A 22,811-nucleotide genomic window follows, 5' to 3' on the forward strand; every position below is an offset into this window, starting at 1 on the left:
TCACGCGCTAAAGGAGGATGTGATGCAACATGTGGGAAGTTATTACTCAGCAACGGCTAATGCGCATGAGCCGTGGCCCGAACTGCAGGAATCGGTGCAGTGTGATGTCTGTATTATTGGCGGCGGATTTACCGGCCTCTCCTCGGCGCTGTTTTTGACCGAAGCCGGTTATGACGTGGTGCTACTTGAAGCGGCCAGGATTGGTTTCGGAGCCAGCGGTCGTAACGGCGGCCAGGTGGTGAATTCTTACAGCCGCGACGTGGACGTGATCGAACAGCGCTACGGCAAAGACGTGGCGAAGATGCTGGGGAATATGATGTTTGAGGGCGCGGAGATTATTCGCGATCGCATTGATCGTTACGCCATCGCCTGCGATTACCGTCCAGGCGGCATTTTTGCGGCGTTGAATCAGCGCCAGATGGGCCACTTGCGCAACCAAAAAGCCAACTGGGAGCGCTATGGCAACCATCAATTAGAACTGCTGGATGAGCGCGCGATTCGTCGCGAAGTGGCGACCGATCGCTACGTCGGCGGCTTACTGGATAAGCGCGGCGGGCATCTGCATCCGCTTAATCTGGCACTGGGTGAAGCGGAAGCAATTCGCCGGCACGGTGGACGTATCTATGAACAATCTGCTGCGCTGGAAGTGAAGTATGGCGAGCCGCATCGGGTAAAGACCGCTAAAGGCGAAGTCACTGCCACCTTTGTGATTTTTGCCGGTAATGCTTATCTCCCCTCACAACTTGAACCGCGCCTGAGCCGTAAAAGCATGCCGTGCGGCTCGCAAATCATCACCACCGAGCCATTAAGCCTCGATCAGGCATTAGGTTTATTGCCGAACAATCACTGTGTCGAAGATTGTAATTACCTGCTGGATTACTTCCGTCTCACCGCCGATAACCGACTGCTGTACGGCGGCGGCGTAGTGTATGGCGCACGCGAGCCAGATGATATTGAAGCGCTGATTCGCCCCAAGCTGTTGCGCACCTTCCCGCAACTGAAGGAGGTGAAATTCAGCCATCGCTGGAGCGGCAACTTCCTGCTGACGCTGTCACGTATGCCGCAGTTTGGGCAAATCGAGAAGAATGCGTTCTTTATGCAGGGGGATAGCGGACATGGCGTAACCTGTACCCATTTGTCGGGAAGGCTGATTGCCGAGGTGTTGCGCGGACAGGCAGAAAGATTTGATGCGTTTGCCAAATTACCGCATTTACCGTTTCCGGGGGGCAGGCGATTTAAAGTGCCACTGACGGCGATGGGTGCGGTGTGGTATGCGTTACGGGATCGGTTGGGGGTTTAGCCGTAACGTATTGTAGCGGCAAAGTTTATTGCGTGGGTTTTGCACAACGCGCGATAAACCTCGCCGCTACGGAAAAAGTGCAAAAGTCGGCACTCGAACGCTAACCTCACTCCAGCGGCATTTTCATCGGGTCATCGTAGCTGTATTCAAACCCCAGCTCATTACAGATCTTCGACCCATCCACCACTTTCCCCGCCTCTCGCTCCGGCTCGGCAACAAACGTTGGTGCCACCAGCCCTAACTGCTTCGAGACAAACGGATAGAAATCATCACGCGCTGGATGCTTTGAGGCACACAAGTTATACACGCGTCCACCCTTCGGCGTTTGCAGCAACAGTACAATGGCATCTACTACATCGTCCAGATGCACCAGATTGACCGCATGACCGCCATTCTCCAGTCCAACCTTCCCGGCGAGGAAGCGCCCCGGATGACGATTTGGCCCGACGAGCCCCGCCAGTCGTACAATATCCACGCTGGTACCGGGCAGATCATGCAACCAGTTCTCCAGTTCTACCAGCGTCTTGCCCGCCACACTTTCTGGCTGCAACGCACTGCTCTCTTTCATGACGCCCGAACCGGTGCCGTACACCGACGACGAGCTGGTAAAAATGATGCGCGGCACCTTGTGTGCCAATGCCGTATCGACCACGTTCTGCACGGCTTGCATGTAATCTTCTCCGCCCTGCACCGTGCGGCTGGCAGGCAACGTCACCACCAGCGCATCCACCGCCATCAGCGTGGCCAACTCATCCGCTTCACATTCAATCTCGGGTGTTAGCACCAGTTGAAATGCCTCAATACCGCAGCGGCGCGCAGCATCCACACCATCGGGGGAGGTTTTGCTGCCGGTTACCTGCCAGCCGCGCGCCGTCAGCGCCATCGCCAGCGGCATACCCAGCCATCCCAGACCTACAATCGCGACTTTTTTCATACCGACTCCTGCTTTACAGCGCTAAGACACTTCATCTTAGTCCCAGCGATTATGGCAAACCAGCGCAAACTGTTGCGGAAGGTTCCGAGAACTGACGTTAAAAAAGGGTTGCCAAGCGCCTCCATCTTCGCTAGGTTAACCAGCACGCAAATGAATACTCATTCAGCAACGGAATTTACTATGACACGCGTTCAGTTCAACCACCATCATCACCATCATCCTGACTAGTCTTTCAGGCGATGTGTGCTGGGAGACGATTAGGATCTTCCAGTGGTGCGAACGCAAAGAGAGCCCCCGGAAGATCATCTTCCGGGGGTTTTTTTATGGGCGAACGCAACCCAACTGAGTTCAGACAGGATTGAATAAGAGGATAGGAAACATGTTAGATAACACCCGTATTCGCATAGCTATGCAGAAATCTGGCCGTTTAAGTGATGAATCACGCGAACTGCTGGCCCGCTGCGGTATCAAAATTAACCTTCAGCAGCAGCGTCTGATTGCGTTTGCGGAGAACATGCCTATCGATATCCTGCGTGTGCGTGATGACGATATCCCTGGCCTGGTGATGGATGGCGTGGTGGATCTCGGTATCGTCGGTGAGAACGTGCTGGAAGAAGAGCTGCTGGACCGCCGTGCACAGGGCGAAGATCCACGCTACTTCACCCTGCGCCGTCTCGATTTCGGCGGCTGCCGCCTGTCTTTGGCGATGCCCGTAGATGCAGAATACACCGGCCCGCAGTGCCTGCAGAACTCACGTATTGCCACCTCTTATCCGCACCTGCTGAAGAAATATCTCGATAAGCAAGGCGTTTCCTTTAAGTCTTGCCTGCTGAACGGTTCGGTGGAAGTCGCGCCACGTGCAGGTCTGGCCGATGCCATTTGCGACCTGGTATCGACTGGTGCCACCCTCGAAGCCAACGGCCTGCGCGAAGTGGAAGTCATTTACCGTTCTAAAGCGGTACTGATTCAGCGCGATGGCGAACTGCCTGCGGCGAAACAAGAACTGATCGACAAAATGATGACGCGCATTCAGGGCGTCATCAAAGCACGTGAATCCAAGTACATCATGCTGCACGCGCCAAGCGAGCGCCTGGAAGAAGTGATCGCCCTGCTGCCAGGTGCCGAGCGCCCAACCGTATTACCGCTGGCAGGCGAAGTGAGCCGCGTGGCGATGCACATGGTGAGCAGTGAAACCCTGTTCTGGGAAACCATGGAAAAACTGAAAGCGCTGGGTGCCAGCTCCATCCTGGTACTGCCAATCGAAAAAATGTTGGAGTAACAGCATGAGCACAATCATGACCCCAATTGACTGGCTACAGTGTGATGAACAACAGCAGCAAGCGCTGCTGATGCGTCCGGCAATTTCTGCTTCGGCGAGCATCAGCGAAATCGTGCGCGATGTGCTGACGCAAGTAAAAGAACAAGGCGATGATGCGCTGCGCGAGTTCAGCGCGCGCTTCGACAAGGCGCAGGTGGAAAACCTGCGCGTCACGCCAGAAGAGATGCAAGCCGCCAGCGATCGCTTGAGCGATACGCTGAAGCAGGCGATGGCAGTGGCTGTCGGTAATATCGAAACTTTCCATAACGCGCAGATTCTGCCCGCGGTGGATATCGAGACGCAGCCTGGCGTGCGCTGCCAGCAGATCACCCGTCCAGTGCAATCGGTTGGGTTGTATATTCCTGGCGGATCTGCCCCGCTGTTCTCTACGGTCTTGATGCTAGCAACCCCAGCACGTATCGCCGGTTGTGGTCGTGTGGTGCTCTGTTCTCCCCCGCCGATTGCCGACGAAATTCTCTATGCCGCGCAACTGTGCGGCGTGAAAGAAGTGTTTCAGGTTGGTGGCGCACAAGCGATTGCTGCGCTGGCCTTCGGCACTGAAACCGTGCCGAAAGTCGACAAGATCTTTGGCCCAGGCAACGCCTACGTCACTGAAGCTAAACGCCAGGTGAGCCAGCGCTTGGATGGTGCCGCGATTGATATGCCTGCTGGCCCGTCAGAGGTTTTAGTGATTGCTGATGAAGGTGCCACACCAGCATTTGTCGCTTCCGATCTGCTATCACAAGCAGAACACGGCCCGGATTCTCAGGTCATCTTGCTGACCCCTTCGCTGAAACTGGCAGAAGGCGTGGCGCAGGCGGTGGAAGAACAGCTCGCGCAGTTGCCACGTGCTGCCACGGCGCGTCAGGCGCTGGAGAGTAGCCGTCTGATCGTGCTGCGCGATCTGGCGCAGTGTGTGGAAATTTCCAACCTGTACGGTCCTGAGCACCTGATTATTCAGACGCGCCAGCCACGCGATCTGGTGGATACGATCACCAGTGCGGGTTCCGTGTTCCTGGGCGACTGGTCACCGGAATCGGCAGGTGATTACGCTTCCGGCACCAACCACGTGCTGCCGACTTACGGTTATACCGCAACCTGTTCCAGCCTGGGATTAGCCGATTTCCAGAAACGTATGACGGTGCAAGAGCTGACGCCGCAAGGCTTCCTCAATCTGGCGGCCACCATTGAAACCTTAGCCGCTGCTGAGCAGCTGGAAGCCCACAAGAACGCCGTTACCCTGCGTGTTGCCGCGCTGAAGGAGCAAGCATGAGCATTGAAGATTTAGCCCGCGCCAATGTGCGCGCGTTGACGCCATATCAATCTGCGCGTCGTCTAGGTGGTAATGGTGATGTGTGGCTGAATGCCAACGAATTCCCGCTTCCGGTGCCGTTTGAGCTGTCTCAGCAAACGCTGAACCGCTATCCGGAATGCCAGCCGAAGATGGTGATTGAGCGCTATGCAGCTTATGCCGGTTTATCGCCGCAGCAAGTGATTGTCAGCCGTGGCGCTGATGAAGGCATTGAGCTGTTAATGCGCGCCTTCTGTGAGCCGGGCAAAGATGCGATCCTGTTCTGTCCGCCGACTTATGGCATGTACAGCGTGAGCGCGGAAACCATCGGCATTGAGTATCGCACCGTGGCAGCGCTGGATGACTGGCAGCTGAACCTGCCGGCGATTGCGGACCAGTTAGACGGCGTGAAAGTGGTCTACATGTGCAGCCCGAACAATCCGACCGGAAACCTGATCAATCAAGACGATATCCGCAAACTGCTGGAGATGACCGCCGGTAAAGCACTGCTGGTCGCCGATGAAGCCTATATCGAGTTCTGCCCGGAAGCGACTCTCGCGGGTTGGTTGAAAGAATATCCACATCTGGTGATCCTGCGCACGCTGTCAAAAGCCTTTGCGCTGGCTGGCCTGCGCTGTGGCTTTACGCTGGCCAACAAGCCAGTGATCGACCTGTTGATGAAAGTGATCGCTCCTTACCCGCTGGCGACCCCGGTTGCTGATGTGGCGGGACAGGCGCTGAGCGAAGAAGGCATTGCGCTGATGCGTCAGCACGTGGCGGAACTCAACGCCAATCGCGCCTGGCTGTTTGAGCAGCTGCCACAGTTGAGCGTGGTGCAGCAGGTGTTCCCGAGCGAAACCAACTATATTCTGGCGCGTTTCACTGATTCGCCAAAAGTGTTTAAAACGTTGTGGGATCAAGGCATTATTTTGCGCGACCAAAACAAAAACCCCGGCCTTGCGGGATGCCTGCGCATCTCCATCGGCACCCGTGAAGAGTGCGAGCGCCTGATCGCCGCGCTGCAAGCCTTATCAGTGGAGCAAGCATGAGTCAGAAGACCCTTTTTATCGACCGCGACGGTACCATCATCTCTGAGCCGCCAACGGATTTTCAGGTAGACCGCATGGAAAAGCTGGCGTTTGAGAAGAACGCCATCCCTGCGCTGCTGGCCCTGCAAAATGCCGGCTATCAGCTGGTGATGATCACCAATCAGGATGGTCTGGGCACCGACAGCTTCCCACAGGCTGATTTTGATGGCCCACATAACCTGATGATGCAGATTCTGACTTCACAGGGTGTGAACTTCAGCGACATCCTGATCTGCCCGCATAAGCCAGAAGATAACTGTGATTGCCGCAAGCCGAAAACCAAAATGGTGGAAGCCTGGCTGGCACAAGGCGCACTGGATACCGCAAATAGCTACGTGATTGGCGATCGCCTGACCGATATCCAGCTGGCTGAGAACATGGGCATTCAGGGCCTGCGTTACGGTGCGGAAGGTATTGACTGGGACGCGATCCAGGCACGCCTGACCAAACGTGACCGCCATGCGCTGGTGCAACGCAACACCAAAGAGACACAGATCAAAGTGGAAGTGTGGCTGGACCGCGAAGGCGGCAGCAAGATCAACACCGGTGTCGGCTTCTTTGACCACATGCTGGATCAGATTGCCGTACACGGCGGCTTCCGCATGAACATCGACGTGAAAGGCGATCTCTATATTGACGATCACCACACCGTGGAAGATACCGGTCTGGCGCTGGGTGAAGCCCTGCTGAAAGCGCTGGGCGACAAGCGAGGCATCGGCCGTTTCGGCTTCGTGCTGCCGATGGACGAGTGCCTGGCGCGCTGCGCACTGGATATCTCTGGTCGTCCGCACATCGAATTTAAAGCCGAGTTCAGCTACCAGCGTGTCGGCGATCTCAGCACCGAGATGGTTGAGCACTTCTTCAGCTCCCTCTCCTACGCCATGATGAGTACCCTGCACCTGAAGACCAAAGGCAAGAACGATCATCATCGTGTGGAAAGCCTGTTTAAAGCCTTTGGCCGCACCTTGCGCCAGGCGATTCGCGTGGAAGGCAACACCCTGCCGAGTTCGAAAGGAGTGCTGTGATGAATGTGGTGATTCTCGATACCGGCTGCGCCAACCTATCCTCCGTGAAGTGGGCGATTGAGCGCCTCGGCTATACGCCCGAGGTGAGCCGCGATCCGGATGTGGTGCTGCGCGCCGATAAGCTGTTGCTGCCGGGCGTGGGCACCGCCCAAGCCGCCATGAACCAGTTGCAGGAGCGTGACCTGATCGATCTGATCAAAGCCTGTACCCAACCGGTGCTCGGCATTTGTCTTGGTATGCAGTTGCTGGGTCGCGGAAGCGATGAGAACGGTGGCGTGACCACGCTGGGTCTGGTGGATGAACCGGTCTCGCTGATGGATACCCAGGGTTTACCCTTGCCGCACATGGGCTGGAACCAGATCACTTCGCAAGCTGGCAATCACCTGTTCCGTAATATTCCCGACGGTAGCTACTTCTACTTTGTGCACAGCTACGCCATGCCGGTGAACGCCGCCACCATCGCCCAGTGCGATTACGGCCATCCGTTCACCGCCGCCTTGCAGAAAGATAACTTCTTCGGCGTGCAGTTCCACCCGGAGCGCTCTGGCAAAGCAGGCGCGCAGTTGCTGAAAAACTTCCTGGAGATGTGATGATTATCCCGGCATTAGATTTAATCGACGGCAAAGTGGTGCGTTTGCATCAGGGCGACTACGGCCAGCAGCGCGACTACGGTAGCGATCCGCTGCCGCGCCTGCAGGATTACGAACGTCAGGGCGCGAAAGTGCTGCACCTGGTGGATCTCACTGGCGCCAAAGATCCGGCTAAACGCCAGATCCCTCTGCTGACTACCCTGCTGCGCGGCGTGAATGTACCGGTGCAGGTCGGCGGCGGCATCCGCAATCGTGAAGACGTTGCAGCCTTGCTGGCGGCCGGCGCGACCCGCGTGGTGGTGGGCTCCACGGCAGTGAAACAACCAGAGGAAGTGAAAAGCTGGTTCAACGAGTTCGGCGCCGATGCCATCGTGCTGGCGCTGGATGTGCGCATTGACGCCAATAATCGTAAAGAAGTGGCGATCAGTGGCTGGCAGGAAGCGGCTGGCGTAACACTGGAAGAGGTGATTGGCTGGTATCAGCCGGTTGGCCTGAAGCACGTGCTGTGCACCGATATCTCGCGCGATGGCACCTTAAGTGGTTCCAACGTGGCGCTGTATAAAGAAGTGTCTGATGCCTTCCCTGACATCGCGTTTCAGAGTTCCGGCGGCATTGGATCGCTGGATGACATCGCTGCCTTACGTGGCAGTGGCGCACAGGGCGTGATTGTCGGTCGTGCTTTACTGGAAGATAAATTCACCGTAGCGGAGGCGATTGCATGCTGGCAAAACGGATAATTCCTTGTCTCGATGTCCGTGACGGACAAGTGGTGAAAGGCGTGCAGTTCCGCAACCACGAAATTATTGGCGATATCGTGCCACTGGCGCAGCGCTATGCGCAGGAAGGCGCTGACGAGCTGGTGTTCTATGATATCACCGCCTCTTCCGATGGCCGCGTGGTGGATAAAAGCTGGGTGTCACGCGTCGCAGAAGTGATTGATATTCCGTTCTGCGTGGCGGGCGGTATCAAGAGTGAGGAGGATGCCGCGCGCATTCTGCAGTTCGGTGCGGATAAGATCTCCATCAACTCCCCGGCGCTGGCTGACCCGACGCTGATCACGCGTCTGGCGGATCGCTTTGGTGTGCAGTGCATCGTGGTGGGTATTGATACCTGGTTTGATGAAGCCACAGGCAAGTATCACGTCAACCAGTATACCGGCGATGAGTCACGTACCCGTGTCACCACCTGGGAAACCCTGGATTGGGTGCAGGAAGTGCAGAAGCTGGGTGCGGGCGAAATCGTGCTGAACATGATGAACCAGGATGGCGTACGTAATGGCTACGATCTGGTGCAGCTGAAGAAAGTCCGAGACGTGTGTAAAGTGCCCCTCATCGCTTCTGGCGGAGCAGGCACCATGCCGCATTTCCTCGAAGCCTTTGAACAGGCAAACGTCGATGGTGCGCTGGCCGCTTCAGTGTTTCACAAACAAATTATCAATATTGGCGAGTTGAAAAACTTCCTGATCGACAACGGTGTGGAGATTCGCGCGTGTTAACTGCAGAACAACTGGCCAAACTGGATTGGGCCAAAACCGCGGGCATGATGCCCGTCATCGTCCAGCACAACGTTTCTGGCGAAGTGCTGATGCACGGTTATATGAATGAGGAAGCGCTGCAAAAGACGCTGGCGGAAGGCAACGTCACTTTCTTCTCTCGCACCAAAAACCGCTTGTGGACCAAAGGGGAAACCTCCGGTCACTTCCTGCAGGTCGCGAGCATCATGCCGGATTGTGATAACGATACCCTGCTGGTGCTGGCAAACCCGATTGGGCCAACTTGCCACCTCGGAACATCAAGCTGCTTCTCACCGGCTGCGCCAGATTGGGCGTTCCTGTATCAGCTTGAGCAACTGCTGGCTTCGCGTAAGAGCGCCGATCCTGAGAGTTCTTACACCGCCAAACTGTATGCAAGCGGCACCAAGCGTATAGCGCAGAAAGTGGGTGAAGAAGGCGTGGAAACCGCACTGGCTGCCACAGTTAACGATCGTCATGAACTGACCAACGAAGCCTCTGACTTGCTGTATCACCTGATGGTGCTGCTGCAGGATCAGGAGCTGGATTTGAGCACGATTATTAATAATCTGCGTGCGCGTCATAAGTAACGTTATTCCCAGATAATATTCAGGCGCACTTCGGTGCGCTTTGTTGTTTCTACGCCAGAAAGCAATGCTTACTCATAATGGTAACGTGATGAAAATAATCTGCTAATTGCCATGGCGGACAGTGATCGGTACTCTGCTTTGTTCCACATCACGAAAAAAGAAGACCGTTATTATGGCAAGTTCTCGTTTTACTGCCCGCCTGCGTCAGACGCTGGCGCTGGCCATGCTGGCAGGTTGCGCATTTGGCGCGCAGGCAAAGATTGATCAGGTACGTTTCGCTGTAGACCCAACCTACCCTCCTTTTGAATCCAAAACACCACAAGGCAAGCTGGTTGGTTTTGATATCGACCTTGGCAATGCACTGTGCGAGCAGATGAAAACCAAGTGTGTCTGGGTGGAGAGCCAGTTCGATGGCATGATCCCGGCGCTGAAAGCGCGTAAGTTCGATGCCATCCTCTCTGATATGGGGATCACGGAAGAGCGTCTGAAGCAGATCGACTTCACCGTGCCGTTGTACGACACCAAAACTCAGCTAATTGCGCGTAAAGGCTCTGGCCTGCTGCCAACGGCTGAATCGCTGAAAGGCAAAACAGTTGGCGTTGAGCAAGGAACCGTGCAGGAACGTTATGCGCTGGCAAAATGGCAGCCACACGGTGTAAACGTGGTGCCTTACGGCGATCAGGCGCAGGTGGAGAGCGATTTGATTTCTGGCCGTCTGGATGTGGTGTTCACCGATGCAGCACAGGCAGCTAACGGCTTCCTGAAACATCCGCAAGGCAAAGATTTCGAGCTGGCTGGCCCAATTGTGGAAGACCCGATTATCGGTCCAGGTACGGCGATTGGTCTGCGTAAAGGCGATGAAGAGCTGAAAACAGCCCTTGATAACGCCTTCGCTGAAATCAAGAAAAACGGCACTTTCGACAAGATTCAGAAGAAGTACTTCGCCACTGACATCTCGATCCAGCATTAATCAAAGCAGGGGCGGTCTTCAGGCCGCCCTGTTTGCGCTGCTAACATGAGCGAGCGCAAATTTAGCGGCTTCATACCCGCTCATTTTCACAGCAGCACTATAATTCCAGTCAATAAAATTAATCAGGCACGACGTTCAGCGTGCCGTAGATATAGGACATCGACCTCGCCATGCAACAACAACATCATCCCTTGTTAAGTGCTTCCCTCGGTACACAGCGCGAAATCGTCAGCTTTCATTTCGGTACCGATTCCCAGCAGCGCGTCTACATTCAGGCGGCACTGCACGGTGATGAACTGCCGGGTATGGCGGTGGCGTGGTATCTGAAACACAAACTGTTGGCGCTGGAATCTGCCGGGCAGCTCAAATCCAAAATTACGCTAGTGCCGGTGGCAAATCCGCTGGCGATGGGTCAACACTGGCACGGCAGCCATTTGGGTCGATTCCATACACTTTCAGGTCAGGATTTCAATCGCCGTTTCCCGGCGTTAGGCGATACCCTGGCTGAAGAGTTGGCCGGTTCGTTGACGCAAAGCGAATATGAGAACAAACGGCTGATCCGTGATGCCATTGATCGCCACTATCGCGATCGCATTGCTCGTACCGAACTGGATGCGCAGCGCTTCACGCTAATGCGTATGGCCAGCCAGGCCGATTTGATGATTGATCTGCACTGCGACTGGGACGCATTGCCGCATCTGTATACCACGCCGCACGCATGGCAGGATATCGAACCATTAGCGCGTTGGTTAGGCAGTGAAGTGCAACTGCTGGCGCAAATCTCCGGTGGCGAACCCTTTGATGAGGCCTGCTGTGAACCGTGGCTGACACTGGCTGAGCGATTTGGTGGTGAGTATCCGATGCCTCGTGGTTTGTTGCCAGTGACGCTAGAGTTACGTGGGGTTGCGGATGTGTCGCCGCAACAGGCGGAGAAGGATGCGGATGCGATTATTAACGCGTTGATTGAAGGCGGCTATATCGCGGGTGAAACAGGTGAGTCCCCTGCCCTGATCAATCCCGCGACACCGCTGGCAGGTTGTGAGTATATCCATGCACCGCATTCTGGATTGCTGTTGAATCGCCGTGAGTTGGGTGAGTGGATCAAGCCGGGTGAAGTGGTGGCGGAGATTGTGGATCCGATTACCGACCAGGTGACACCGCTGGTGGCAGAGTTTGGTGGGGTGCTGTATGCGAGGAACCTGATGAAGTTTGCTACGGCGGGAATGCTGGTAGTGAGGCTTGCGGGGGAAAATGCGGGCAGAGAGGGAGAGTTGTTGGTGGGGTAAAAAATTGAGGCTTCCCGAAGGAAGCCTCACAATTATTAGTCGAGCCACTCAGTGTGGAATACACCGTCTTTATCAATGCGCTTGTATGTATGCGCACCGAAGTAGTCACGCTGAGCCTGAATCAGGTTAGCTGGCAGAACTTCTGAACGATAGCTGTCGTAATAGGCGATGGCTGCCGAGAAGGTCGGAGTCGGGATGCCGTTCTGAATCGCGTAAGAAACAACATCACGCAGCGCCTGCTGGTATTCGTCAGCAATGTTTTTGAAGTATGGATCCAGCAACAAGTTTGCGATGTAAGCATTGCTTGCGTAAGCATCGGTAATCTTCTGCAAGAACTGAGCACGGATGATGCAGCCAGCACGGAAGATCTTCGCGATTTCACCGTAGTGCAGATCCCAGTTGTTCTCTTCTGAAGCAGCACGCAACTGAGAGAAGCCCTGAGCATAGGAAACGATTTTGCCCAGATACAGTGCGCGACGTACTTTCTCAACAAACTCAGCTTTGTCACCGGTAAAGGCTTTAGCCTGTGGACCGCTCAGTACTTTAGAAGCAGCAACACGCTGAGATTTCAGTGAAGAGAGGTAACGTGCAAACACGGATTCGGTAATCAAAGACAGCGGCTCGCCGAGATCCAGTGAGCTCTGGCTAGTCCATTTACCGGTACCTTTGTTAGCGGCTTCGTCCAGGATCACATCAACCAAATACTTACCATCTTCATCTTTCTTGGTGAAGATATCTTTAGTGATGTCAATCAGGTAGCTGCTCAGCTCACCGTTATTCCAGTCAGTAAAGGTTTTAGCCAGTTCTTCGTTGTTCAGACCCAGCGCACCTTTCAGCAGCGCATAGGCTTCAGCGATCAGCTGCATGTCACCGTATTCGATGCCGTTATGCACCATCTTCACATAATGACCAGCACCGTTTGGACCGATGTAAGCAACGCAAGCTTCGCCATCTTCTGCACGCGCGGCAATTTTATCCAGAATCGGCGCAACCAGTTCATAGGCTTCTTTCTGGCCACCAGGCATGATGGAAGGACCTTTCAGTGCGCCTTCTTCACCGCCGGAAACGCCAGTACCGATGAAGTTAAATCCTTGATCTGAAAGTTCTTTGTTGCGACGAATGGTGTCTTTGTAGAAAGTATTACCGCCGTCGATCAGGATGTCACCTTTGTCGAGGTGAGGAGTCAGAGAAGCGATAGTTTTATCAGTTGCCTCACCAGCCTGCACCATCAGTAGAATACGGCGTGGTTTTTCCAGCGATTCAACGAACTCTTCAACGGTGTAAAATGGAGCAAGTTTCTTGCCCTGACTTTCAGCGATAACTTCATCAGTCTTTTCGCGTGAACGGTTGAAGATAGAAACAGTGTAACCGCGGCTCTCAATGTTAAGAGCCAGATTACGGCCCATCACTGCCATACCTACAACGCCTATCTGTTGCTTGGACATTACATACTCCTGTCTGAGGTCACTTCACAAACGCAGCAGTTTGTGAACAAAAGTGGCAAACATGTTAACCTAGGTAAGCATCAACCAGTTAGAAAATGATGCTATGAGATATCATTAGAAGTTCCAGGGATAAGCATGCTCGTTGGAACACTAATACAAATAAGCGTTAAGTTTTAGAATATGACCTTTGTTATCCCAGTCAATAATATCAACACCGCGCAGCAACTTATCATCAAGTTGGAGTTCAAATTCAATAACTGATCTGTTTTGCTCAGCTAGAACAGAAAGAGCTTTAAATTCAAGAGATTTAGTATCGGTAAAAAGTTGTACTAACATACTACGGATGTTTTCCTGACCAACTTTATGGTTCCCAGGATCGGTTAGCGTGGCATTACGGTCAAACATTTCGACTACTTCATGTAAAGAACGAGAATTAAAAGCAGCAATATATTTTTCAGTCAGTTTCTTAACGGGTGGTAAAGGATTAGCGTGTGATGATTCAAATGCTTTTACAGCATGGGCATCATAGAAATTGTGATACACCGAATCGCTAAGAGGACGCATCACTATCTTTTTACCCTTCAGTACCAACTCATTTAAAGATGAAGAGAGATAGAAATTATTATCGATAGCGTTATCCTTTCGGATAAGCTCTTTTGCAGCTTCGATGAAATCAGAGCCAATTTTAAAATAGTAAAGTCCTGCAACGGCATTGCGACTAATCGCATTTTTTTCTGCCGTCTGTACTACTAAGCCTTCTTCGTTAGTTTTTACAAAAGACCACTTCGGATGAACAGATTCAAAAGTGAGGACACCGGCATCAGCCTCCAGACTTCTAAAATATTCAAGCACCTGTTGCAAATTATCATTGATATAGTGATCAGCTGACGCGATAATCAATTCATCATCGAGATTGATTTCGTCAATAGCCATCATGCTGCTGCAAACAGCTCCCTTTGTCATACCCTGTAGTGGAATGATAACCGCTTGAGGTGAGATAAGTTCAATAATGTTACCCAGCGCTAGCTTAGTAAGCTTATCAGCAGGGACAACAAAAAGACTTTTATACTCTTCGGTTAACGTAGAAAAGATATCCTGAGAATATTCCAGCAGGGTCCTATTATTAATTTCAGTAAGGATTTTTGGATAGATGAAATCAGCGCTGGTTTCATAAAGGCTGGCTCCACTCATTGGAATAATAATATTTAACATGCCATTAAACCTCGCTCTCTACCAAAGAGATAAAACGTTTTATGTTCGCATAATTGACATCGTGAACCGTTTCAACTTCTAATACATGTGCTCCGCTAGCTCTTGCTGCTCTAATTCCATTTTCATTATCTTCAACAATGACGCAGTCAGCAGGTTCCAAACCCAGCATTGATATAGCTTTGTTGTACATTTCAGGATCGGGTTTGCCTTTCACAACATCTTGGTTAGAGACATAAAACTCAAGATATTGTGCGAGATGTGCACGTTCCATCATAACTTCAATTGAGTGTTTGATAGAGTTAGAAGCGACGGCCATTTTATAACCATCTTTTTTCAACATTGAAAGTGCATATTCATGATGAAACATGGGTTTACATTTGTTATTAACAATCTCCATGGTGTACTGCTGCTTCATTTCATTGATGAAACCATGAAGATTTGTTGATAAACCTTTATCTTTGCTTAGCATGATAAGCTTATCTTTAGTAGGCAAACCATCATATGTTGTTAAATGTTCTTGTCGAGAAATTGTCAGTCCGAACAGATCAAGAGCAGTATTCAAGGCCTCATAATGCCAGTCTTTAGCATCGATAAGGACACCGTCCATATCGAAAATAACAGCTTTAATATTAGTAGACATTCAAAAACTCCATACATTCTTCAGGGTAATCGGTACAAATGATTAAATCAGATGAGGAAAGTAAATTACCGTTAAATTTTTCTAATTTTCCCCACATTTCAAGGTGGTTTCGTTTATGTAGTTCAGAAGAAACAATGCAAACTTTTTTTCCATCAGAAAGAATTTTCTGCACTAACTCTTCTTCAACCAGATCTTTTTCAAAACCATCTAACCATACACCTTCAGAAATATCATAAAGTGCATTTAGGCATTCGAATTCACTGTATCTTACAAAAGCTTTTAAGGAATGTTTATAATAAGCAAGCGAGTCTGGTAAAGCCATATCGAAAAAAAAGTAATTCGTAATGTGCATTTTCTCAAGAATAACTTTGACTTTCTCTTGCAAACCATCGGCTTTGACGTTCAATGCCAATGGGGGATTAGTACTGGTGTAGGTTTTATACAATTCAAGCATATGTTGGAATGTAATACACGATGCATCAGGAATATCATGACTGATTACGATTTCACCATTGAAGTCACGTAAGTCAGTTTCTGTGCCGAGATCAAGCTGAAACGATCGGATAAAAGCTGCTTCAGTGTTTTTTTCTTCTAAAGACTTCCAGTAGCCACGATGAGAAATAACTATCATTTTTAACCTTCTTTACTTAATTAACTGGTTATAGATTTCAACGGCTTGTGTAGTTTCACCTTGATAAATAAGTTGTCCCTTTTCCATAACAAGGCATGCGTCACATATGTTTTCAACCTGATTAACGTTGTGGCTAACAAAGAAAATAGTTTTTCCACTTGCTTTTACTTCATTTATTTTTTTCAGACATTTGGCCTGAAAATTAGCATCACCCACAGCTAAAGCTTCATCGATGACCAAAATCTCGGAATCCAGATGTACACCAATTGAAAAGGCAAGCCTGACGTACATACCTGAGGAATAATATTTCACAGGCTCGTAAATGAAGTCTCTAACCTCAGCAAATTCAATGATACTTTCAAGTTTTGTTTCAATTTCCTTGCGACTCATACCTAATATAGAACCGCTAAGAAAAATATTCTCGTAACCTGAAAGCTCATGGTGAAATCCTGCACCAACTTCCAGCAGACAGGAAATAGAACCATCGACAGTTATCTTCCCAGAACTGGGTGCGATGATCCGGGTCAAAAGCTTGAGCAGGGTAGACTTACCAGCCCCATTTCGCCCCAGAACCCCAACTGCTTGGCCTGGCGTAATAGAAAAGGAGACGTCGTCTACAGCGCGGTAAATTTTCCCGGGTTCAGGACGCTTTTTGCTAAAAGAAAAAAGCTCTTTAAGAGTACTGTGTTGGTAATTTCCAACACTGAATTCGCGTGTAACAGATTCAAAAGTAATCATTCGTAATCCGCAATTAATCTATCATTTTTGATAAAGTAGTACACACCAAAGATGACTAAAACAATAGCAGTAACAAAGCTATACAATATAGTAGAAATATTAATGCTATCACCCCCAAGCAAGGCCCAACGTGAAAGAGCAACAATACCTGTCATGGGGTTAAATGAATAATATTGGTGGAATTCTTTCGGCACTATTGTAAGCGTGTATACTACCGGAGAAGCGAAAAACAGAGCCTGCGTCGCTAACGGCAGCACATGACGTAAATCACGAAACCGTAATTTTAAAATCGCCATAAAACAACCTACACCACATCCGAGCATAAGAGTAATAGCTATGCATGGAATAAGGAAGAGGAGGCGTGAAAAATCAAAATGAACACCATAAAAAATTGCTAGCGGAATAAAAACAATGAATGCTATAACAAAATCAATGAAAGCCACAAATACACTCGCTATACATAGCGAAATCCTAGGGAAATATACTTTTGTTAAAAGATGGATGTTATTTATTATGGCATCACTTGCAGCCATCATGCTGGTAGCAAATAGATTCCAGAAAAGGATTCCGGATATTAAAACAGCAGCGTAAGGCGCGTTATATTCTGGCGTGGGGACTTTAACAAGTAATCCGAACACAAACAAGTATAGGAGTATATTTACACCTGGATTTATAATTGCCCATAAAACGCCTAAGCTAGTCTGTTTATAGCGAACATTAAAATCTCTTCGAATAAACTCCTTGATCAAATTTCTGGAGTCTAAGACTTCCGCAAAAGTCGTCCTGCTTTGCGGAGTAGATATAAAACCTTTCATTAACTTCCCCTCTTTACAAATAAGCGATATGCAATTTTACGCACAAAAGGCAACTTAAGCAGTTGAGTTCTGAAAAAGAAATAAAGCTTCATCAGCGTTATTTGTAATAATCTTAAATACCAGATGAAAGGATAAGAGCTATTCTTATTACAAATGTACTTGGAGTATAAACCAATCCAATCAAAGGGTTGATAGAGACTAGACCAGCCTTTATTGAAATATACCTCTTTATGCTTACGCCATACAAACCCCAGTCTTTTAGAATCTAAAGGCAAAAAATTATTTACGTAAAACCTCTCTGAGCGTTCAACCTCAGCAGCATTTCTTGAAAAATTACCGGAATATTTAAAGTCCTGGACGGAACGCTCTAGGTTTTTTACCCAAACATACTGCTCTGGTACAAACCGCATATAACATGCATTCATCATGCTTTTACAATGTAGAAAAATGTTTTCGTCAGCTAGAGGAATATCAAAGAAAGTTAATACATCCAGTGTCAAGCCAGCCACTAAAATATCACCAGGGTGATAGAGAAAAGGTAACTGACTGAAGGGATTACGAGCGAACAGGTTACAGTTAATTAGGTGACGACTAAAAACCGCGTATTCATCCTGCCTTAGAACATTGTCAACAGACAGGAATTTATTTTCTAGAAAGTAGTCGCTAAGCCATGAAAGAATATTATCATTGTAAAAATATGAGTCTGTCCTCATTTTTATCGAATATTTTTTTGTAGCACATCTCAAACCATTAAGGCTTGATACTAGCATTCGATTGACATTACTGACAACCTTGACACCCTCAACATTCTTAGATATTGATCCTACATCATCATTAAATAAAAATTTAACGCCAGAATAGGTAGTCATTAGATTGTCTTCAATGACATCATCTGCCTTCCATGTTGACACTATGATTTCAGATTCTGGGAAATTTTTTAATATTAAGTTGAGATTGAATATAAATTCTTTATCTAATTCGCGAGAGGTATTTAAAACCCCCCCTTGAATGATGAAGGAAACTTCACTCGGTGAGATGAGATTTTCAGGATGCATTGTCCACGTTACTTAATATTCATGCCTTGATTTAATGAGGGGTTAATTCATACCATTCAATGTATTTTTTTAATCCATTTTCAAGACTTGTTTGAGGTGACCAGTTAAACTCTCGTTTAGCACGCGTAATATCCAGAGATACGGAATTAATAACTGATATATCGCTTTTTACTTTAATAGTCTCGACAATAATACCATGCCGATAGAATCTATCGATAATATCCAGAATTGAATATTTCGAATCTGAACCTACATTGAAGATTCTCATATCGCCTTCATAACAAGCAGACTTAATAAAACAGTCATGAAGATCATCTATGTAAATGTAATCACGTGAAGCTGTACCATCTCCATAAATTTTTACTGGGTTATTCTTTTTATAGGAATCCATGATTGCTGGTATAAGGCCCTGCCCGCCTTTGTAAACTTGTCCGGGTCCATAAGGATTAGCAATCCGTAACACCCTATAATTTAATCCATAGTTACAATGGTAAACTTGAAGATAAGATTCCTGAGCCAGTTTGTTCGCAGCATAAATAGTTTTCGGTGAAAGAACATGGTCTTCATGACACTTCTCACCGCCAGTGTCTCCATAAATAGTTCCACCAGACGAAGCAAAAATAAAAGTAACCTTACTGGCTAAAGATTTTATATCTTCAAGAAAGTTTATAAAAGGTAGGAGATTGGAACTAACACTTTCAAGAGCCAGACTTTGTGATTCTGCCGGGGAGATACTATTGGCAAGATAATAGACTACAGGATTATCATCCTGAGATATTTTCCTAATGAAATCATCGTGCTGTGACATACTGACATTAATGCAATTGGGAACGAGTGTACTCGCTTCATTTTTACGTTTATAAAGAACAACCTGCTTACTAAAACCAGTTCTGCCCAAATACTTCAGCAAAGATTGGCCAATGTAACCTCGCCAGCCCACGATATATAGATTACTTGATAGCATAATATAATTTTCTACCTATCGTAACGAGTGTGTGATGAAAAATAGGTGGGATGAACTTTAAAGAAATATCGAATACTTTACGCCCAACTCTTAGCAGAAAAGTACGGTAGCTAAAGAAGAGTGGATTAAAATGATACATTCCTGTTTTGAAATAGATTTTCGAGAGCCTTATAAATATACTTTCTTTAGTTTTAGATGGAACCGCGTTAAGATCACTAGCCTTAAAGTTATAAGCATCTTCTTCAGGACCGTCTTTAAAAGGAGCCATTTTAAAAGTATAAGGAAGGACAGGAATCCATCCTTTCAAAAACTTCTTCCATTTCAGGGAAATATCCCAGCTATTTATAACAAAAACATATTTTTTAAGCTTTTCAAGACTGTCTTCATTGGACTCGAAAATTACATCGCCTCTCTTTTTAACAAAGTTAGTAAACAAGCGAGACTCCGGCCAATAATTATAGAAATCCTTCTCATGATTATTTTTGACTAACTCTCTGATAAGAAGAATGTTATCCATATGCGTTTCTCTAAAGAAGTCCTCAGGATAATAATCTCTTAATACCTTGTAATCACCTGCTAGCAACATATCTGATGGATGATACCAACGGTCTGCACGTGTATAACAGTTAGTCGTAATAAGCTTATCCTTAACATCCGTTGAAAAGGTCTTAACCATTCTCATCAAAGACTTAAAGTTGATTGTCTGGTCCATTCTGACTTTAATCACAAAAGCATTTTCGTCAACAACTTTCAGTGCTGCATTGACCAGATTAATCTGACGATTTATATTAAAAAAACCCGGATTAAAAACATCATCACATCCTAACACCTGAATGTTATCACGAGCACTAAAATTAATTTTTTTTAACAAACCCTGAATTTTATCTGCGTCTTTTTTGTACGTCGATATTAAAACTTTCGCATTGCTTAGTTGTTTGTGAATTGCATTCAAGTTTTTCTCTAAAAAATCCTCTTCAAGAGGGCCATGAATAATCACGAAAACGTTTTTAACCATTATATTTATATCTCAACAGGTCAAGTTCATACATTAAATCAATGCCAATACCCTTTTCCACCCTTGTTGAATCTTCTCTGAAGAAGACAACATCTTTACAGGAGAACAATATTTCTGCAATCAATCTTGACGCTTTAACATGCTTACTGATTGAGACATCTGCGACATTGATGGTCAATTGTGAAAAAGCTTTTCTTGATTTATTTATATCCAAAACAGTTCCGTAGGGATGATCATATGAAAATGCAGAAATAACATTTTTTTCCGGTAGGTAATTTTTTTCCGTAATAGCATCGTCCAAATTATCAGATGGCAGAATAATCATATATTCTGCTGCATCAACAAATTGATAAGCCTCATTGCTATCGATATGAATTTTCTTGTCTCCCAGAAACATATATTCAAGACGCGCATCATCTTTCATAGTAACGAAAAGACATTTCTCAAGAAGCGGCCGGACATTAGTTGATTTGATTTCAATACTTTCGTATTGACTCGCTCTGGCGACAATAGCACTCTCAAAACTGACCAAAGACTTCAGCGATTCACGCTGTACTTTTCTTATATCTTCTTTCTCTTCCCGACTCATATTGCTAAACTCTGTCAACATCTGCTTGATAGAGTCAACAGAGTTTTTCTCAAAACAAAGTTTTTCAGCAGCAGGCCCGCTCATATCAGCTATACCACTGGTTTTACTACCGGCGACGATCAGACCATAATTAATCGCTTCTAACGCAGTGTTTGGGAAGTTTTCATATGGCGATGGAATTACGAACAGATCATAATTTTTATATTGTTTTTGTAATTCTTTATAAGGAATAAAATCATAAAAACTAAAGTTCTTTTTTAGCTCAAGTGGAATAAGTCCATAGCATGTATCCATATAGTCGCGGCGATCATAAAAATCATCACCGCTATTACCGATCAACGTTACATGCAGGTTACAACCTTCGCTCATTAATTCGCAGGCAGCAAGTATCAACAACTCCTGCTTTTTTCGAAGCTCAAACCGCCCCAGAGAAAGAATTTCAAAAGATCCATTACTATCTCTGACAGGCGGGATGGTTTGTTCTGCTAACGGATAATATGATGGACAGGTTTTAACTTTAGTGTCATGTAAAGCACTGAGGTAATTCGAAAGGAAATTTGAAGTCGAGAAATTAGCATCACTTAGTATTGATTGAGCTCTCTCATATTGGTACATTTCGATCATCCATGGCGGAGCACACTCCATAAAGTCAAGGGCTGTTCCCCACTCCCAAACCTCACGGATACCGGTATGATTGTTCGTGATAAAACGACATGAATAATCCAGTCCCTCAAGCGCGCGCTTTGCAAGAGTGTAACTCGCTAGACCGATAAAGTCGGTAACTTCAACAAAATCAGGTTTTATTTGCGACAGCACTTCGTCAATTGCTTTAGAATTTTTGAAAATGCTATAGTTATCTTTTATTTTCCAACACGTGATTTCAGGATCATGTAGGTCACTACCGTGCAAAAAAATAGTATGGACCTCATATCCTAACCTACTAAATCCTTTTGCTGTATGTTCTATATAGGTTGCAACCCCACCTTGACCTTTATAATACCCACATTCATGACCAATGAGGCATATTTTTTTCTTAGCATTTGTCATACTTAAAAATCCAGCGCTTTCTTCGAAACATCCAGTGATAAAAATAATTTTAAATCAGAAGGAATGCCCAAACCATACATCCCGTCTGCTTCAGCACCAATATTATAAATACCAATATTTGCATCTTCTTCGCGATACATCCATGTATATACTGGTGCTACATAAAACTCACCGTTGGTACGTTCATTAATTTCAATCATTTTATTAGCATTACGGCAAAAGTCAGCGCCATGTTTGAAATTATAGATACCTACCGTTGCTTCTTCTGAGACCACTTCCTTTTCAACAACGCGAGTAACCTTGCCGACATTATTTAATTCAGCATAAGACCATTTAGGATCGTCTGCTGACATAGTCATAATCAGGCCTGAAAGCTTGTTATCATCCATATACTTTAAATAATCGTTAATATCGATATCAATCCACTGGTCAGAATTAGCAATCATCAACGGCTGATCGTTATCAATATAATCTTTCGCACACATCACAGTGCATGCGGCTCCATCCGTAATACCGTTAATTCCAACAATGTCACACCCCGGCGCCCACTCATTGAGCTTTTTTGATAAATCATATTTTTCAATATGATCCTGCTGACAAATGAAAATAAACTTATGAGGCTGAATGGGTTTAAGATTATTAATAACCACTTGGATCATACGTTTGTCGTTGAGTGGGATCAAAGGTTTAGGATCTTTATAACCGTCTTTAGCGAACCGACTGCCTCGACCTGCCATAGGAACAACGATATTTAACAT

General features: G+C 47.4%; 24 protein-coding genes and 1 other annotated feature. Of the genes, 12 read left to right on the forward strand and 12 right to left on the reverse strand.

What is annotated here, in order from left to right:
- Positions 1 to 22 precede the first annotated feature (22 nt).
- Entirely contained in the window at positions 23 to 1,300 is a 1,278-nt protein-coding gene (locus tag IAE30_RS14250) for an FAD-binding oxidoreductase (RefSeq protein ID WP_038646021.1), read from the forward strand.
- A gap of 106 nt (positions 1,301 to 1,406) precedes the next feature.
- On the opposite strand, the gene IAE30_RS14255 is transcribed toward IAE30_RS14250, so the two are convergent.
- On the reverse strand, positions 1,407 to 2,234 hold the full coding sequence (locus IAE30_RS14255) for an SDR family oxidoreductase (RefSeq protein ID WP_200538213.1): 828 nt from the start codon (positions 2,232 to 2,234) through the stop codon (positions 1,407 to 1,409).
- A gap of 180 nt (positions 2,235 to 2,414) precedes the next feature.
- Here IAE30_RS14255 and hisL point away from each other — a divergent pair, with 180 nt between their 5' ends.
- From hisL to IAE30_RS14310, 11 genes are all read left to right on the forward strand, one after another.
- Positions 2,415 to 2,462 carry a his operon leader peptide gene (gene hisL, locus IAE30_RS14260; RefSeq protein ID WP_100396937.1) on the forward strand — a complete coding sequence of 16 codons (48 nt, stop codon included), beginning with the start codon at positions 2,415 to 2,417 and terminating at the stop codon, positions 2,460 to 2,462.
- Positions 2,438 to 2,559, forward strand: a sequence feature (His leader region). It overlaps the preceding gene by 25 nt.
- Before the next feature lie 54 nt (positions 2,560 to 2,613).
- Positions 2,614 to 3,513, forward strand: coding sequence for an ATP phosphoribosyltransferase (hisG, locus tag IAE30_RS14265; RefSeq protein ID WP_034824735.1), 900 nt, complete (start codon positions 2,614 to 2,616; stop codon positions 3,511 to 3,513).
- 4 nt (positions 3,514 to 3,517) lie between these two features.
- Positions 3,518 to 4,825, forward strand: a complete 1,308-nt coding sequence (hisD, locus tag IAE30_RS14270; protein ID WP_200680221.1) for a histidinol dehydrogenase — start codon at positions 3,518 to 3,520, stop codon at positions 4,823 to 4,825.
- Entirely contained in the window at positions 4,822 to 5,892 is a 1,071-nt protein-coding gene (gene hisC, locus IAE30_RS14275; protein WP_200680222.1) for a histidinol-phosphate transaminase, read from the forward strand. The genes hisD and hisC overlap by 4 nt, the downstream gene beginning before the upstream one ends.
- Positions 5,889 to 6,956, forward strand: coding sequence for a bifunctional histidinol-phosphatase/imidazoleglycerol-phosphate dehydratase HisB (gene hisB / locus IAE30_RS14280; RefSeq protein ID WP_045832301.1), 1,068 nt, complete (start codon positions 5,889 to 5,891; stop codon positions 6,954 to 6,956). Before hisC ends, hisB begins: the two co-directional genes overlap by 4 nt.
- Positions 6,956 to 7,546: an imidazole glycerol phosphate synthase subunit HisH gene (hisH, locus tag IAE30_RS14285; RefSeq protein WP_034824743.1), complete on the forward strand. Its 591-nt coding sequence runs from the start codon at positions 6,956 to 6,958 to the stop codon at positions 7,544 to 7,546. Before hisB ends, hisH begins: the two co-directional genes overlap by 1 nt.
- Positions 7,546 to 8,283, forward strand: coding sequence for a 1-(5-phosphoribosyl)-5-[(5-phosphoribosylamino)methylideneamino]imidazole-4-carboxamide isomerase (hisA, locus tag IAE30_RS14290; RefSeq protein ID WP_200680224.1), 738 nt, complete (start codon positions 7,546 to 7,548; stop codon positions 8,281 to 8,283). Before hisH ends, hisA begins: the two co-directional genes overlap by 1 nt.
- Positions 8,265 to 9,041 (forward strand): imidazole glycerol phosphate synthase subunit HisF, encoded by a 777-nt coding sequence (gene hisF / locus IAE30_RS14295; RefSeq protein WP_034824747.1) that lies wholly within the window; start codon positions 8,265 to 8,267, stop codon positions 9,039 to 9,041. Before hisA ends, hisF begins: the two co-directional genes overlap by 19 nt.
- Complete coding sequence (gene hisIE, locus IAE30_RS14300; protein ID WP_200680225.1) at positions 9,035 to 9,646, forward strand: bifunctional phosphoribosyl-AMP cyclohydrolase/phosphoribosyl-ATP diphosphatase HisIE; 612 nt, start codon at positions 9,035 to 9,037, stop codon at positions 9,644 to 9,646. The genes hisF and hisIE overlap by 7 nt, the downstream gene beginning before the upstream one ends.
- Before the next feature lie 172 nt (positions 9,647 to 9,818).
- Positions 9,819 to 10,616, forward strand: a complete 798-nt coding sequence (locus IAE30_RS14305; RefSeq protein ID WP_200680226.1) for an ABC transporter substrate-binding protein — start codon at positions 9,819 to 9,821, stop codon at positions 10,614 to 10,616.
- A 170-nt stretch (positions 10,617 to 10,786) separates the two neighbouring features.
- Positions 10,787 to 11,902, forward strand: a complete 1,116-nt coding sequence (locus tag IAE30_RS14310; RefSeq protein ID WP_200680227.1) for a succinylglutamate desuccinylase/aspartoacylase family protein — start codon at positions 10,787 to 10,789, stop codon at positions 11,900 to 11,902.
- Between the two features lie 35 nt (positions 11,903 to 11,937).
- On the opposite strand, the gene gndA is transcribed toward IAE30_RS14310, so the two are convergent.
- From gndA to IAE30_RS14365, 11 genes are all read right to left on the reverse strand, one after another.
- On the reverse strand, positions 11,938 to 13,347 hold the full coding sequence (gene gndA / locus IAE30_RS14315) for an NADP-dependent phosphogluconate dehydrogenase (protein ID WP_200680228.1): 1,410 nt from the start codon (positions 13,345 to 13,347) through the stop codon (positions 11,938 to 11,940).
- A 150-nt stretch (positions 13,348 to 13,497) separates the two neighbouring features.
- Positions 13,498 to 14,559, reverse strand: a complete 1,062-nt coding sequence (locus IAE30_RS14320; RefSeq protein WP_038646001.1) for a nuclear transport factor 2 family protein — start codon at positions 14,557 to 14,559, stop codon at positions 13,498 to 13,500.
- 4 nt (positions 14,560 to 14,563) lie between these two features.
- Positions 14,564 to 15,199: an HAD family phosphatase gene (locus IAE30_RS14325; protein WP_038645998.1), complete on the reverse strand. Its 636-nt coding sequence runs from the start codon at positions 15,197 to 15,199 to the stop codon at positions 14,564 to 14,566.
- The gene (locus IAE30_RS14330; RefSeq protein WP_038645995.1) at positions 15,189 to 15,830 is read right to left on the reverse strand and encodes a hypothetical protein; all 642 of its coding nucleotides are present in this window, start codon (positions 15,828 to 15,830) and stop codon (positions 15,189 to 15,191) included. The genes IAE30_RS14325 and IAE30_RS14330 overlap by 11 nt, the downstream gene beginning before the upstream one ends.
- A 12-nt stretch (positions 15,831 to 15,842) precedes the next feature.
- Positions 15,843 to 16,568 carry an ABC transporter ATP-binding protein gene (locus tag IAE30_RS14335; RefSeq protein ID WP_200680229.1) on the reverse strand — a complete coding sequence of 242 codons (726 nt, stop codon included), beginning with the start codon at positions 16,566 to 16,568 and terminating at the stop codon, positions 15,843 to 15,845.
- Complete coding sequence (locus IAE30_RS14340; protein WP_038645992.1) at positions 16,565 to 17,383, reverse strand: ABC transporter permease; 819 nt, start codon at positions 17,381 to 17,383, stop codon at positions 16,565 to 16,567. The genes IAE30_RS14335 and IAE30_RS14340 overlap by 4 nt, the downstream gene beginning before the upstream one ends.
- Positions 17,383 to 18,438, reverse strand: a complete 1,056-nt coding sequence (locus IAE30_RS14345) for a WavE lipopolysaccharide synthesis family protein (RefSeq protein WP_200680230.1) — start codon at positions 18,436 to 18,438, stop codon at positions 17,383 to 17,385. The genes IAE30_RS14340 and IAE30_RS14345 overlap by 1 nt, the downstream gene beginning before the upstream one ends.
- 31 nt (positions 18,439 to 18,469) lie before the next feature.
- Complete coding sequence (locus IAE30_RS14350; protein WP_038645988.1) at positions 18,470 to 19,402, reverse strand: NAD-dependent epimerase/dehydratase family protein; 933 nt, start codon at positions 19,400 to 19,402, stop codon at positions 18,470 to 18,472.
- The gene (locus IAE30_RS14355) at positions 19,389 to 20,417 is read right to left on the reverse strand and encodes a WavE lipopolysaccharide synthesis family protein (RefSeq protein WP_200680231.1); all 1,029 of its coding nucleotides are present in this window, start codon (positions 20,415 to 20,417) and stop codon (positions 19,389 to 19,391) included. The genes IAE30_RS14350 and IAE30_RS14355 overlap by 14 nt, the downstream gene beginning before the upstream one ends.
- Entirely contained in the window at positions 20,410 to 22,053 is a 1,644-nt protein-coding gene (locus IAE30_RS14360; protein WP_038645984.1) for a glycosyltransferase, read from the reverse strand. The genes IAE30_RS14355 and IAE30_RS14360 overlap by 8 nt, the downstream gene beginning before the upstream one ends.
- Before the next feature lie 2 nt (positions 22,054 to 22,055).
- Entirely contained in the window at positions 22,056 to 22,811 is a 756-nt protein-coding gene (locus tag IAE30_RS14365; protein WP_038645981.1) for a glycosyltransferase family 2 protein, read from the reverse strand.

The sequence above is a fragment of the Pantoea sp. S61 genome (assembly GCF_016625145.1).
Taxonomy (GTDB): domain Bacteria; phylum Pseudomonadota; class Gammaproteobacteria; order Enterobacterales; family Enterobacteriaceae; genus Pantoea; species Pantoea rwandensis_B.

What these genes read in the sequence shown, in the direction of transcription:
- IAE30_RS14330 (WP_038645995.1), bottom strand. Translation starts at nt 15,830, where the DNA reads ATGATAGTTATTTCTCATCGTGGCTACTGGAAGTCTTTAGAAGAAAAA.
- IAE30_RS14310 (WP_200680227.1), top strand. Translation starts at nt 10,787, where the DNA reads ATGCAACAACAACATCATCCCTTGTTAAGTGCTTCCCTCGGTACACAG.
- IAE30_RS14350 (WP_038645988.1), bottom strand. Translation starts at nt 19,402, where the DNA reads ATGCTATCAAGTAATCTATATATCGTGGGCTGGCGAGGTTACATTGGC.
- IAE30_RS14320 (WP_038646001.1), bottom strand. Translation starts at nt 14,559, where the DNA reads ATGTTAAATATTATTATTCCAATGAGTGGAGCCAGCCTTTATGAAACC.
- hisG (WP_034824735.1), top strand. Translation starts at nt 2,614, where the DNA reads ATGTTAGATAACACCCGTATTCGCATAGCTATGCAGAAATCTGGCCGT.
- IAE30_RS14340 (WP_038645992.1), bottom strand. Translation starts at nt 17,383, where the DNA reads ATGAAAGGTTTTATATCTACTCCGCAAAGCAGGACGACTTTTGCGGAA.
- hisH (WP_034824743.1), top strand. Translation starts at nt 6,956, where the DNA reads ATGAATGTGGTGATTCTCGATACCGGCTGCGCCAACCTATCCTCCGTG.
- IAE30_RS14345 (WP_200680230.1), bottom strand. Translation starts at nt 18,438, where the DNA reads ATGCATCCTGAAAATCTCATCTCACCGAGTGAAGTTTCCTTCATCATT.
- IAE30_RS14365 (WP_038645981.1), bottom strand. Translation starts at nt 22,811, where the DNA reads ATGTTAAATATCGTTGTTCCTATGGCAGGTCGAGGCAGTCGGTTCGCT.
- hisB (WP_045832301.1), top strand. Translation starts at nt 5,889, where the DNA reads ATGAGTCAGAAGACCCTTTTTATCGACCGCGACGGTACCATCATCTCT.
- hisA (WP_200680224.1), top strand. Translation starts at nt 7,546, where the DNA reads ATGATTATCCCGGCATTAGATTTAATCGACGGCAAAGTGGTGCGTTTG.
- hisD (WP_200680221.1), top strand. Translation starts at nt 3,518, where the DNA reads ATGAGCACAATCATGACCCCAATTGACTGGCTACAGTGTGATGAACAA.
- IAE30_RS14335 (WP_200680229.1), bottom strand. Translation starts at nt 16,568, where the DNA reads ATGATTACTTTTGAATCTGTTACACGCGAATTCAGTGTTGGAAATTAC.
- IAE30_RS14360 (WP_038645984.1), bottom strand. Translation starts at nt 22,053, where the DNA reads ATGACAAATGCTAAGAAAAAAATATGCCTCATTGGTCATGAATGTGGG.
- hisF (WP_034824747.1), top strand. Translation starts at nt 8,265, where the DNA reads ATGCTGGCAAAACGGATAATTCCTTGTCTCGATGTCCGTGACGGACAA.
- IAE30_RS14305 (WP_200680226.1), top strand. Translation starts at nt 9,819, where the DNA reads ATGGCAAGTTCTCGTTTTACTGCCCGCCTGCGTCAGACGCTGGCGCTG.
- IAE30_RS14355 (WP_200680231.1), bottom strand. Translation starts at nt 20,417, where the DNA reads ATGGTTAAAAACGTTTTCGTGATTATTCATGGCCCTCTTGAAGAGGAT.
- hisC (WP_200680222.1), top strand. Translation starts at nt 4,822, where the DNA reads ATGAGCATTGAAGATTTAGCCCGCGCCAATGTGCGCGCGTTGACGCCA.
- gndA (WP_200680228.1), bottom strand. Translation starts at nt 13,347, where the DNA reads ATGTCCAAGCAACAGATAGGCGTTGTAGGTATGGCAGTGATGGGCCGT.
- IAE30_RS14255 (WP_200538213.1), bottom strand. Translation starts at nt 2,234, where the DNA reads ATGAAAAAAGTCGCGATTGTAGGTCTGGGATGGCTGGGTATGCCGCTG.
- IAE30_RS14250 (WP_038646021.1), top strand. Translation starts at nt 23, where the DNA reads ATGCAACATGTGGGAAGTTATTACTCAGCAACGGCTAATGCGCATGAG.
- IAE30_RS14325 (WP_038645998.1), bottom strand. Translation starts at nt 15,199, where the DNA reads ATGTCTACTAATATTAAAGCTGTTATTTTCGATATGGACGGTGTCCTT.